This window comes from Pseudomonas sp. B21-019 (genome assembly GCF_024749225.1).
Lineage (GTDB): Bacteria > Pseudomonadota > Gammaproteobacteria > Pseudomonadales > Pseudomonadaceae > Aquipseudomonas.
This window is the reverse complement of sequence record NZ_CP087193.1, coordinates 2,691,700-2,704,389: the sequence shown is the minus strand read 5'-3', so window position 1 is coordinate 2,704,389 and position 12,690 is coordinate 2,691,700. Positions and strand designations below refer to the sequence as shown.

Below are 12,690 nucleotides of genomic sequence, written 5' to 3'. Positions count from 1 at the left end.
CCTCAGTTCTTTTTGACGATGGACTGGTGTCCGGCCTTGATCTGCGCCACGGCGGGCGTCCAAAGCACATCGGCGATTTCACTGAACTCACGCCACTGTTTCTGCCAACCCACACCGCCGTTCTCGGACGTGAACAGGTGGCCGTACTTGGTACCGGCGAGGACTTGCCGAGAGTCAGCCGGGTTGATGCCGATGGCCCAGACGCAGGAATTGGGCTGCTGGGGAAGAGGCAGTACTTCCCAACTGACCGCCGCGTCATGGGAGACCAGGACCTTGCTGGTGGTGCCGGGGGTGCCGTCGGAAATGCTCAAGTACAGGCTGCTTTGCGTGCCCAGCGGCGCATTCATGGCGCGCACGTAGTAAAGCCCGAAGGTTTCGCGAGCCACAATGCCGGTCCAGGTCAGGCCTTCATCAAGGCTGCGGTAGACAGCGTTGACGCACACCACCACGATGACTTTTTCACCATGGTTAGGCAGCACCAGAATGTTGTGGACATCCGAGTTGTAGTCCCACAGCAGCCGATCATCGACTCGCGTCCAGGTATCACCGCCATCCCGGGAGTGAAACAACCCGCCCTCTTCCAGGCCGAACCATAGCTGGTTGCGGTCAGTCGGGTCATAGGCGAAGGCCAGCAAACGGGGCCGACTGACACCGTCGCAGAACTCCGGAATATCCACGGGTGCACGGTCCCAGTTCTGGCCACCGTCAAGGGTGCGCCACAGCACGGCACGCGACGGCGCACCGGTGCCGACGAAAATACGCTGCGCATCCTGCGGGTCGACGGCCACCTTCCACACCGTCTGCCCATTGAAGGGCGAGTCGACCTGCTGCCAGTGGCCACCGGTGTCATGGCTGACACACAAGCCAATGTCGGTGCCGGCATAAATCACCTCTGGCGTACCAGGGTGAAAGCTCAAGGATCGGGTGATCGCATCGAACTCCAGGTCCTGCCCCAGGCCAAGACGATGCCAGGTACGGCCGTCGTCGGCGCTGCGGATCACGGCCTGGCCGACGGTGGCGACCAAAAGGGTTCCGTTACTCATCGCTGTTGCTCCTCAAATGAAGATGCCACGGGTCAGGCCGCCGTCGATACCGATGGACTCCCCAGTCACTGCCCCGGCCTTGGGAGACGCCAGAAAACCAATCAGCCAGCCCATTTCGATAGGTGCCAAGGTGCGGCGAATCGGTGTCGCGTCGATGTAGCCTTGCTCGACCTGCTCCGGAGTCTTGCCCTGCTTGACCCCTTCACGCTCGTACAGCTCCTGGATATGCGGGGTATCCACCACGCCAGGGTGAATCAGGTTGACGGTGATGCCGGACGGACCCAATTGGTCGGAAAGGGTTTTGGTCATATGGGCAATGGCCAGGTTGCGCATGCCCGACAGCACTTTGCTGCCACGCCCGGTCAAGCCGCCGATATTGATGATGCGACCGAAACCGCCGGCTTTCATGTGCGGGGTCACGGCCTTGGCGCAGCGGAAATAACCGATCACCTTGGTGTTGAGGTCAGACAGCAGTTCGTCATCGCCGGCGTGCTCGATGTCGTTGCGCACCACCCCGGAAGGCGCCGCTGCACCGTTGACCAGAATGTCGATGCGGCCGAAGTGCTTGTGCGCGGCTTGCACCATGTCCGATACGGCGGACATCTGGTTGGTGTCACAAAACAGTGGCAGTACTTCGTTGCCCGTCTCGGCGGTGATTTCTTCGGCCGCTTGCTGGAGAAACTCCATGCGACGTGCGCAGATCACCACTTTGCAGCCTTCCTGGGACAGAAAACGTGCGACTTCCTTGCCTATCCCCATGCCACCGCCGGTGACGATTGCCACGCGGCCTTGCAATTCCAGATCCATAGCAGTTCCTCTTGTGATTATTCAGCTCAGGCGAGATCGACAAACACGCTCTTGGTCTCGGTGTAGGCGTCGATCACGTTTTTTCCCATTTCCCGGCCCCAGCCGGATTGCTTGTAGCCACCGAACGGCGAAGCCGGGTCGACGACGTTCCAACAATTGATCCACACCGACCCGGCCTTGAGTTGCGCCGCCACCCGGTGGGCCGAGCGCAGGTCGCGTGTCCAGAGGCCGGCTGCCAGGCCGTAGGGCGAGTCGTTGGCGCGCAGCACCAGTTCGTCGATGTCGGTCCAGCTCATGACCGTCAGGACCGGGCCGAAAATTTCTTCCCGGGCAATACAGGCGCGCTCGGCGCGATCAAGAAACACGCTGGGTTGAATGAAGTGCCCGCGCTCCAGGTGGGCAGGCCTGCCGCCACCACAGATCAGTTCCGCGCCCTCCTCCAGGCCACGCTGCAGGTAGCCGCTGACCGTATTCAATTGCCGCGCCGACACCAACGGCCCCATGCTGCTGGCCGGGTCCAGGCCGGGGCCCAGGACGTGGGCGGATGCGTGACGCTGGAGTTCTTCGAGGACCTGATCGAGCACGCTGGCGTGCACATACAGACGCGATCCCGCCGTGCAGACCTGGCCCTGGTTATAGAAAATGCCATCGGCAGCGCCCTTGGCGGCCCGCACGATGTCGGCGTCCGGCAAGATGATGTTGGGCGACTTGCCCCCCAACTCCAGCGACACCTTTTTCATATTGCTCGTGGCGCCTTGAGCGATCAGCCGCCCCACCTGGGTGGAACCGGTGAAGGCGATCTTGTCCACGCCTGGGTGCTGGGCCAGCGGCGCGCCGGTTTCGGCCCCAAGGCCGGTGACCAGGTTGACGACACCAGGCGGGAAGCCGGCGGCCTCGATCAGTTGCACCAACCGAATCGCCACCAACGGCGTTTGCTCGGCAGGCTTGAGTACCGCGACACAGCCCGTTGCCAGCACCGGGCCGAGCTTCCACACGCACATCGTCAGCGGAAAATTCCACGGCACGATCAACGCACAGACCCCCACCGGCTCGCGCAGGGTGTAATTGAGCATCGGAGCGCCACTGGCCGGCGATACGGGCAGCGTGCTGCCTTCGATCTTGGTTGGCCAACCCGCGAAGTAGCGCACGATATTCGCCGCACTCGCCGCCTCACCACGGGCGGTAGCGATGGGCTTGCCGTTTTCCAGGGTGATCAGTTGCGCCAGTTCTTCGCGGTGCTGATCAAGCAATTCAGCCAGACGAAACAACAGCAGCCCGCGCTGGGCCGGCGACTGCCGGGCCCATTCGCCGTTGAACGCTGTGCGAGCGGCATCGACGGCAGCGTCCACGTCACGCGCGCCGCCTTCGGCCACCTCGGTCAATGTGCTTTCAGTGGCAGGATTCTCCACCGCAAAACGGCGACCGCTGGCCGCGTCCTGCCAGGTGCCGCCCAGGAACAGACGACCGGGCTGGGACAACAAGGCCTGGACCGCGGGTAATAATTGGATCTGACTCATAGCCCTCTCCTTCACAGCGCCATTTCAATCAGGCATGGACCACTGTCGGCTTTGGCATTGGCCAAGGCTCGTTGCAGTTCGGCATTGGTGTGCACCGTACTGGCGGGTACGCCGTACCCTTTGGCCAGCGCCTTCCAGTCAATACGTGGGCGATCCAGCTCCGTCAGGCTCAAGGCTTCAGGGCCGAACTCGGTCACGCCAAAGCGGCGTAACTCGTTCTGCAGGATCGCGTAGCGATGGTTGGCTGCAATCAGGATCACCACGGGCAATTGCTCGCGGGCAATGCTCCACAGGGTCTGGATGGTGTACTGCGCGCTGCCGTCGGACTGCAGGCAGAACACGCGGTTGCCGCGCTCCGCCAGGGCTGCGCCGAACCCCACCGGAATACCCTGGCCGATCGCGCCACCGGTGTTGGTCAGTACACGATGCCGTGCGGCATTGGCCGAAGCCGTGAAAAACGGATAGCCGCAGGTGCCACCCTCCACCGAGACAATGCTGTCGTCCGGCAGTGAAGCCGCCAAGACTTGCCCCACTGACTGAGGTGTCAGTTCGGCATGGCCGGGTGGCAGTGCAACGCCGATTGGCGTGGGCACATAAGCGGGCGCATCGAGAGCGTCGGCCAGGGCCGTCAGTGCTCCGGCGACGTCGTCTCCCACCTCCGCCAACGACAGCAAACGCTCACGCTCTGCCAGGCGCGACGGGATGCCTTCGTAACCGAAATAGCTGATGGGCTCCGGCACGCCGGCGCAAACGACTGCGTCATATTGGTCGAGGATTTCGATGGCCACTTCCGGGAAATACGGCAGGCGATCCAGGTCCGGCAAACCGCCGCCACGGTAGCTGAGCCGAGGAAAGGTCTCGGCAAACAAGCGCACACCTGGCAGTCGGGCCAGGCGCCCCGCTGCTTCCAGACCGGCAACGGACAGCCCTTGATCACCCACGATAAACACCAGCCGCTGCCCATCACGCAGTGCCTGCGCCACCGCTTCGATCCGGTCACCGGCGAAACGCCGAACCGGCGCCTGCACCGCTGCGAAGTCACCCTTGTGAGCCACGGTATTGGCTTGCAGATCCATGGGCAAAATCAGGCTGGCGATCTGCCCTTTGGCCTGCCAGGCAGCCCGCACGGCTTCCTGCAAGTCTTCCCCTGTCCCTGACGCGGTGCGCGAGGTTCGCACCCAGCCAGAGACGGTCCCGGCCAAGGCCTGGATGTCACTGGCCAGCGGCGGGTCGTAATTGACGTGCCATGAGGCGTGGTCGCCAATCACATTGACGATGGGCGTATTTGCGCGGCGGGCGTTGTGCAGGTTAGCGATGCCGTTGGCGAAACCAGGCCCCAGGTGAGTCAGGGTCATCGCCGGTTTGCCGGCCACTCGGCCATAGCCGTCCGCCGCGCCGGTGCAGACCCCCTCGAACAAGGACAACACCGGCTTCAGGGCTGGTGCGTCAGCCAAGGCCGCCACCAACGGAATCTCTGTCGTCCCGGGGTTGGCGAAGCAGTATTCGATACCACTTGCCGCCGCGGCCCTCACTATCAGTTGTGCACCATTCATATCCGGCCCTCTTGCTCGAACGCTTGTCGTGTTTGAGATTTATCACACACAAGAGATGACAAAACAACCTATTTTTTTACATTAAAATCATATTATGAGATTTATGTAATTTTAACGCCTAAAAAAACCGCATCTGCGGTTATATTTCTCAGACACTGCAATGCGGTGGCTTTCCATGATCGGCTCGCCTACCTATAGTGCGTACCTGTTCGCCCCTACATGCATTCGCCCCCTACATGCGATTCCCTCACTAGGAGAAAAATGAGCAGTCTGAGCAAAATGCTGAGCGTCCTGGACCTCTTCGGCCCCCAAACGCTAAAAATCGCCCCCGACACCATCGCCGAACGCATGGGGTTGTCGCGGGCAACCGTGTACCGCTACGTCAAGGATTTGTGTGACGCCGGTTTGCTGACCCGAGTGGATGCCGGCCATTACGGCCTGGGGCCGCGCATCATCGAACTGGACTGGATGATGCGTCAGTACGATCCGATTCTTGTGGCGGGTCGTGAGTTGATGCACGAACTGTCCGAGGAGACCGGCCTTGCGGTGTTCGCCAGCGTTTTTTATGACGGCCACATCATCAACACCTACATCGCCGAACCCACTGACACCTACCGCTTTGCTTTTGGGCGCGGCCAACCGCTGCCGTTTTTTCGCGGTGCACAGTCCAAGGTGCTGATCGCCTTCCAAAAGGGCCGGCGCCTGCAACGCTTGTATGAAGAACACCTGGCCAATTCGCCCGACAACCCTTACGACTGGGCCAGTTTTTCCAAAGCAACGAAGAAGATCCGCAAGGACGGCTATTGCCTGACGCAGGACGAACTCAACCTGGGGCTCACCGGTATCGCCGCGCCCATCATCAATCGCGAAATCGATGAAGTGGTCGGCAGCCTGTCGGCCGTCGGCAGCAGCCAAAGTTTCAAACTGCTGCGTCAGGAAACGGTCATCGATATGGTGATGGAGACGACCCGGCGCATCGCCGAGAACATGCAGAATCAGGCCGCCGTGGTCGAGTAACAGACGACGGCTGTGCCGTCAGAACGGAACAGCCAGTGTCAATTGGCTGTATACGTTGGTGCCATTGCCCGCTACCTGATTGCCTCCGGTCGTTGCATCCTGCCTTGGCTGGTAGAACCCCATCAGCGGGGTAATGATCAGGTGCGGGTTGACGGCCCACTCGGCATACAGGTCCAGCTCACGCCCGTCCAGGTTCAGCGCGTTGCTTTTGCGCAGGGTGTCGTAATCAAAATACAGCGCACCCAGGGTCAGGTTTTCCATCGGCGTGGCTTTCAGACCGACATGGTGGATACGCGTATTGCTGTTGAACGGTCCAGCGTAATTGCCAGCGACTTCACCCTGAAACCACGTACCGTATCCGGTACTCAAACCGGTAAACAGTGAGTCCCACCGCTGCGAGTAACGGGTGTAGCGGTACGTCAGTTTCGGCGCCCAGGCGATGTCGGCGAAGGTGTAGCCGGCCTCGGCATACCAGGCTTTCTGCGGGCCGGCATCCTTGTCCTGCCAGGCGTATTCAAAGGCCAGGCTGGCATTCTCGATTCCGGCGTCGCCTTCACCGCGAACGCTGTAGACGTTCATGCCCTTGCGCTGCCGCTGAAAATCGCTTGCCCATCGATCGCTCACATCAAGGCCATGCACCCAGGTCAAGCCCAACGTACCCGCCTTGGCGGTGTAGTCCAGGGTGCCTGCGGCCAATTCGGTTTCGGCTTGAGCACGGTTGTCAGACTTGAGCCACGCCAGGCTGCCGTGCACCCCATCCTGCCCGCCCAGACGCACGACGGCGGTTTGATCGAAAGCGTGCCGCGCGGCCAGATAATAAGCACCGCCACGGTTCAAATGACCATCGGCAGGCCCTTTGCCCATGTTCGGCCCATCATCGTTGATCAGGAACCCGCGACCCAGCTTGACCACCTGGCGCCCACCGGAGACATCGACCCCATCCTTGCCCAGCACCGGGAACAGATCACCGGAGCGCCAGCCCAGGTAAGCATCTTCGATCTTGGTGGTGCGCTCGGTACCGAGGGAGTTGCCGGCAGGGTCACCATCCCCCCAGGTCGCGGAACTGACCAGGCTGAACGCACCATAAGCGGTGCCATTGCCAGCCAACGCCTGGTCGCCACTTAATCCGTACTTGATAAAGCCTTCGCGCCAGGTAGATCCCCCCGGCGTGCCGTCATAATTCTTGCGACTGTTGAACTGACCGAACACAGCCAGGATATCGGCGTTGACGTGGCGGCTCTCATCGGCGTACAGCTCGTACGCCTGAGCCTGGCTGATGGCCGAAAGCGCCAATGCACTGACAAGACCGCTCCTTGAACATTGAGTTCGTGATAGATAGCGCATGGTTGAAGCTCCTTATGGTGCGCGTGTAAATGGTGGACCTAAAACCGACGCAACCTCGCTGCGTCGGTTTCTTTTGCGCTGACTAGCGACAGTTGGCGAGGGCCGTATCCAGGGCGGACGCGATCATACCGGCTTCATCGGACGTGAGGGTTAAGGGCGGCGAAAGAACGATTTTATTTGCGATCGGACGCACCAGCACCCCGATGCGGCGCGCTTCATCAGCGATGCGTGAGGCACGGCCGGAGGCCGGATCGAGCGGCTCGCGGGTGGCCTTGTTCGCCACCAGGTCCAGCGCAATCATCAAGCCCTTGCCGCGCACTTCACCCACCACGTCATAGCGCTCGGCCAGTGGTTGCAACTGCTCCAGCAACTGCGCTCCCACCCTCCCCGCATTCCCCGGCAGATCCTCGGCTTCGACGATATCCAGTACGGCCAGGGCCGCCGCACAGGCGGTCGGGTGCCCGCTGTAGGTGTAGCCGTGCATGATCACACTGCTGAAACCCGGACCGTTTTCGATCGCATCGACAATGCGCTGGTTGAAGACTGTAGCCCCCATGGGGATGTAGCCGGCGGTGATGCCTTTGGCCAGGCACAGAATGTCCGGGGCGACGCCCCAGCCTCGACTGCCGAGCATGCAACCTGAACGGCCAAAGCCAGTGACCACCTCATCGGCGATCAGCAGAATACCGTGGCGATCGCAGACTTCTCGCAGACGTTTCCAATAGTTCGCCGGCGGCACGATCACACCACCCGCGCCTTGCACAGGTTCGGCGATCATCGCCGCAATGGTCTGCGCCCCCAGCAACGCGATCTGATCTTCAAGCTGGCGAATACAGTGGTTCGTCAGCTCCTCGGGGTCACGGCAATCCCAGGGGTTGCGATACAGCCAAGGCGTGTCGAGTAAATGGCAGCCCGCAAGCAGTTGCCCGTGGTTGTAATGGTAAACACCATTGCCGCCCACCGAAGTGCCGCCCATGTGCACGCCGTGGTAGCCGTTGCGCAGCGACAGGAAGCGGGTGCGTCCGGGTTCGCCACTGGCGATCCAGTATTGGCGCGCCATTTTCAGCGCGGTCTCCACCGCATCGGAACCGCCGGAACTGAACAGCACCCGCGTCATGTTCTCTTGGGCAAACATGGACGTCAGGCGCTCGGCCAGGTCGAACACTCGGGGGTGGGCGATGCCGTCGAACGTCTGGTAATACGCCAGCTCATCCAACTGCGCGGCGATGGCCGCTTTAACCGAAGGACGGTTGTGTCCAACGTTGACGTTCCATAACCCGCCTACACCGTCGAGCATGCGATGCCCCTCGATGTCGGTGATGTAGTTGCCATCACCGCGGGCGATGATCAAGGTCTTGGACCGATGCGCCGGTGCCGAAGAACTCATTGGGTGCCAGAATTTCTTCTGTGCTGTCTTATATTTCTCGTACATGATTCAGCTCCTGACTCAGTGTCACGCTTTCTTTTCGCGCACCGACAAGCCGCCCGGTACGGGGACGGATCGGTATTTTCGTGTTGGTTGAACGGTGCTGCGTGGGGCTTTAAAGCTTGTGGCTACCCAATGCCAGGTACCGCTCCGGCGACGTCTTGCGAAGTCGAGCCGCCAAGAACACGCCAGCCAGCAGGGCCGCGGGAATAATGGCGCAGAGACTGTATGACAAGGCCACGCTCGCGCCCGTCAGTACATCGAAATGCACCACGGCGAGTACCAGGACCGCCAACAGGGCAAGGCAAGAGAAACCGGGGAAAATCCGCCCACGCCAGATCCCCAGCTTGAGTTCGGGGTGGCGCCGGAAGAAGACGAATACCGCTGCCGAAGTGATCGCCATCAGCAAAATCACGCAAAGCGTGGCCAGGTTGGACAGCCAGGCAAACAGCTGCAGGATCGGATCGGCATCCATGGCGGCGAAAATCAGCACGACCACGGCAGAGATCAGGCTTTGCAACGCCGAGCCCATATGTGGACTCTGGTGGACGCGATGGGTAGTGCCCAGCCGGTGCGGCAACAGGCCGTCACGCCCGATCGCGTAGAAGTAGCGTGCCGCTGCGTTATGAAAGGCCAGCAGCCCGGCATAGATACTGACCATGAACAGCACCCGGATAATCTGAGTCAGATACGGGCCGACAAAGTGGTCGGACATGCCATAGATAAACGTCGTCGGGTCCTGCAAGGCCTGAAGCGTGGTCACGATTTTGTCCGCCCCTACGCCCACCACCATCGACCAGACCGACAGCGCGTAGAAACCACCGATCAGCAATACCGAGCAGTAAGTGGCAATCGGGATGGTGCGTTGCGGGTTCTTGGCCTCTTCGCCGTAAATAGTCGTGGCCTCGAAACCGATAAACGCCGCGAAGCAGAACAGCAAGCCGATTGACGGTGTGCCGCTGAACACATGGCTGCGATCAAACGAGTCGAGATTGATGCCACTGTCACCCCCGGTTTTAAGAATGGCGAAATCCAGGGTCAGGATGGCCAGATACTCGGCAATCACCACAATCGAGAGCAACCGGGCCGAGAGATCAATCTTGCGATAACCCAGAATCGCGATGCTGGCCATCGCCATCAACGAGTAAGACCACCAGGGTAACTCCAGGCCGAAAACGGTCGCCATGGTGCCACTGACCACGCCGCCGAACATGCCATAGAGGCCGACCTGAAGGATGTTATAGGCAAACATCGCCAGCACCCCCGCCGCCCCTCCTGCCATACCACCCAGGCCTCGGGAGGTGAAGGCATAGAAACCACCAGCGTTGGTGACATGCCGCGACATGGTGGTGTAGCCCACTGAAAACGCCAGCAACACCAGCAAAGCCAAGAGCAACAGCGCCGGTGTGCCCGCGCCATTGCCCACCATGATGCCAATGGGAAAGCCACCGGCAATGACACTTAACGGGCTCGCCGCCGAAACCACGAAGAAGATGATGAAGCCAACACCCAGGGCGCCACGCTTCAACTCCGTCGAGCTGTTGATCGGGATAGATACGCTCATGTTCTTGACCTTATTGTATGAGGCAGTCGCTGTGGGATCGGTGCAGTCAACCGCTCACTGTCACCGAATAGCTTATTGTTCTTGTCGCACGCTGGATTTGATCCTATGCCTCTCCGTGAACGCCTCGCTATCCCAAATCGGTAACATCGCAGACCCCGCCCCAAAACAGGTCAAGGCAACCTGCAGGCTTGTGCCGATTCGGGATAACCGCCTGGCTTTTCATGCCCGCAACATAGCCTCGCGAGGTCTTGACCCAGAGGCGGCCGCCATACCCTGACGTTGGAGGGATCGCCGTATCCATCCACTTCGGCGTAGGAAATCCAAGCCATGCTCTTCACTCGTCTTACCCTCCAGTCACGCATCACACTCTTGAGCGGGCTGTGCCTGCTGACGGTCATGGGCGCGTTGATCGGCGCCTCGATGTATCAGAACCAGCAAGGCGCCACGCTGTTGAAACAGCAGAGCAGCCAATTGCTCGGAGAGTCTGCCCTGCAAAGCCTGCAAGCCCAGACCGCTGACCACAGCCAACGAATCGAACGTTTTTTTAACGAAACAGCGCTCTATGGCCAGGGGTTCGCCCAGCAGGTCCTGCTATTGCGCGCACAAACGCTCAACGGTCGCTTGACCACGGAACAACTGCGCCACGACCTGATCGGCATTACGCGCCAGGCCCTATTGAACCGAGACAAAGTACTCGGACTGTATGTGGTGTTGCTGCCGGATGCGCTCGCGGGTAGCGATGCCGACTTCGCAGGACAGCGCGACCTGGCCAGTAATGAAAAGGGACGTTTTGCCCTGTATTGGTCGCAGAGCCAGCCGGGACAGCTGGTTCAGGAAGTGCTCAGCGAACCCCAAATCTACGCCAACACCGCCCCAGCCGACAGCGAACCGGAGAATGCCTGGTACCTCTGCCCCCAGGCACAGTTACGCACCTGTGTCGTAGAGCCCTATGCGGTCGAGGTGGAAGGCCGCAAAACCCTGATGAGCAGTATTTCCGTGCCGCTGATCGACAAGGGTAAAACCATCGGGGTCGTGGGCATGGATATCAGCCTCGACACCTTGCAGATGCTCGCGACCCAATTCAAAGAAGACCTCTATGGGGGCCAAGGCGAAGTGACCCTCCTGTCGGCAGCAGGCCGGGTGGCCGGCCATAGCGGTACCGTCTCCCAGGCCAGCATTGACGTACGGCAAACACTGCAAACCGTGGCCGCCAACCCACCGTGGCAACTCCAGATAAAGGTTCCGCAAGCCTTGGTACAGGCCCCCGCTCGAGCAATGCAAACGCAATTGGACGATAAGAGCCGCCAGGCCAACTGGCTCAACCTGTGCCTTGGATTGCTGGCAAGCGGCCTGGGGCTGCTGCTGATCTGGCTGGCCGCCTATGGCATAACCCGCCCGCTGCTCAAAGTTGCCGGCCTGCTGAATGCCATTGTCGAGGGCAACGGCGACCTGACCCAGCGTCTGCCGGGTGGCCGTCACGATGAACTGGGTCAATTGGCTAACGGGTTCAATCGCTTTCTCGATAAATTGCAGCCCATTATTCGTGACATTCAGTCGGCCTCCCTGGATACACGCAACACCGCCGATCGATCATCACTGGTTGCCCAGGAAGTCAGCGCAGGCATGCAAAGGCAGTACCGGGAGGTCGAACTGGCCGCCACTGCGCTGCATGAGATGAGCGCCAGCGCCCAGGAAGTGGCGCGTCACTCTCACCTGGCGGCCGAGGCAGCGGCGGTTGCCGAAAACGCGAGCCGGTCGGGCCATGAAATATTCGCCAGCGCTGTGTGCAGCATCGACCTCCTGGACCAGCGCCTCGAGACGACCCTCAAGCAGGTGCACACGCTGGCGGACAACAGCCAACAGATTGGCCAAGTGCTGGATGTCATCTGCGCCATTGCACAACAGACCAACCTGCTGGCCTTGAATGCCGCCATTGAAGCGGCCAGGGCCGGCGAACAGGGGCGCGGTTTCGCCGTGGTGGCCGACGAGGTCAGGCACCTGGCGAGCAACACCCAAAGCTCGGTCGAGCAAATTCGCACGGTGATCGAAGCGCTGCAACACCTGAGCCAGGACGTGGTGCACAGCACCCACCTGAGCCGCGAACAAGCCAGTCACAGCGTGGCTCAGGTGGAACAGACCCGTACGGCGCTGGAGCGTATCTCCAGCGCCGTGGACGCGATCGAACAACTGAACCAGCAAATCGCCAGCGCAGCCCTCGAGCAAAGTGCAGTCGTCGAAGACATCAGCCATCGGGTCAGCGATATTCGAAGTGTCAGCGAAACACTGACCACCCGCATGCAGGACGCCTCACAGGCCAGTCACTCGCTGCATGCCATGGCGAACCACCAGCAACAACTGGTGGGCCATTTCCGGGTGTGAGCCGATGGGTGAGCTGACAGCGCTTTGCGGAGAAAAAAGA

8 protein-coding genes and 2 pseudogenes are annotated in these 12,690 nt (G+C 60.7%); 3 read left to right on the top strand and 7 right to left on the bottom strand.

What is annotated here, in order from left to right; translation table 11 throughout:
- Positions 1 to 2 precede the first annotated feature (2 nt).
- Genes LOY36_RS12250 through LOY36_RS12235 form a run of 4 tightly spaced genes read right to left on the bottom strand, consistent with a single transcriptional unit; the run spans position 3 to position 4,920 of the window.
- A complete protein-coding gene (locus LOY36_RS12250; protein WP_258673780.1) occupies positions 3 to 1,043 on the bottom strand; it encodes a YCF48-related protein in 1,041 nt (346 codons plus the stop codon).
- Between the two features lie 12 nt (positions 1,044 to 1,055).
- Positions 1,056 to 1,850, bottom strand: coding sequence for an SDR family NAD(P)-dependent oxidoreductase (locus LOY36_RS12245; RefSeq protein WP_258673777.1), 795 nt, complete (start codon positions 1,848 to 1,850; stop codon positions 1,056 to 1,058).
- 26 nt (positions 1,851 to 1,876) lie between these two features.
- Positions 1,877 to 3,367, bottom strand: coding sequence for an aldehyde dehydrogenase family protein (locus tag LOY36_RS12240; protein WP_258673776.1), 1,491 nt, complete (start codon positions 3,365 to 3,367; stop codon positions 1,877 to 1,879).
- A gap of 11 nt (positions 3,368 to 3,378) precedes the next feature.
- Complete coding sequence (locus LOY36_RS12235) at positions 3,379 to 4,920, bottom strand: acetolactate synthase large subunit (protein WP_258673775.1); 1,542 nt, start codon at positions 4,918 to 4,920, stop codon at positions 3,379 to 3,381.
- A gap of 261 nt (positions 4,921 to 5,181) precedes the next feature.
- On the opposite strand from LOY36_RS12235, the gene LOY36_RS12230 reads away from it, so the two are divergent.
- Complete coding sequence (locus tag LOY36_RS12230) at positions 5,182 to 5,937, top strand: IclR family transcriptional regulator (RefSeq protein ID WP_258673774.1); 756 nt, start codon at positions 5,182 to 5,184, stop codon at positions 5,935 to 5,937.
- A gap of 18 nt (positions 5,938 to 5,955) precedes the next feature.
- Here the strand turns inward: LOY36_RS12230 and LOY36_RS12225 are convergent, their stop codons facing one another.
- The 3 genes from LOY36_RS12225 to LOY36_RS12215 all read right to left on the bottom strand — a co-directional run bounded on the left by LOY36_RS12225 (position 5,956) and on the right by LOY36_RS12215 (position 10,271).
- Positions 5,956 to 7,281 carry an alginate export family protein gene (locus LOY36_RS12225; protein ID WP_258673773.1) on the bottom strand — a complete coding sequence of 442 codons (1,326 nt, stop codon included), beginning with the start codon at positions 7,279 to 7,281 and terminating at the stop codon, positions 5,956 to 5,958.
- A gap of 82 nt (positions 7,282 to 7,363) precedes the next feature.
- Positions 7,364 to 8,713 carry an aminotransferase class III-fold pyridoxal phosphate-dependent enzyme gene (locus LOY36_RS12220; RefSeq protein WP_258673771.1) on the bottom strand — a complete coding sequence of 450 codons (1,350 nt, stop codon included), beginning with the start codon at positions 8,711 to 8,713 and terminating at the stop codon, positions 7,364 to 7,366.
- A gap of 109 nt (positions 8,714 to 8,822) precedes the next feature.
- Positions 8,823 to 10,271 (bottom strand): APC family permease, encoded by a 1,449-nt coding sequence (locus tag LOY36_RS12215; RefSeq protein ID WP_258673769.1) that lies wholly within the window; start codon positions 10,269 to 10,271, stop codon positions 8,823 to 8,825.
- Between the two features lie 327 nt (positions 10,272 to 10,598).
- Here LOY36_RS12215 and LOY36_RS29140 point away from each other — a divergent pair.
- Together LOY36_RS29140 and LOY36_RS29135 are read left to right on the top strand one after the other, a co-directional pair.
- Positions 10,599 to 11,792 (top strand): annotated as a pseudogene (locus tag LOY36_RS29140) (HAMP domain-containing protein); the annotation flags it as partial.
- Positions 11,793 to 12,134: 342 nt separating this feature from the next.
- Positions 12,135 to 12,650, top strand: a pseudogene (locus LOY36_RS29135) (methyl-accepting chemotaxis protein); the annotation flags it as partial.
- Between the last annotated feature and the right edge of the window lie 40 nt (positions 12,651 to 12,690).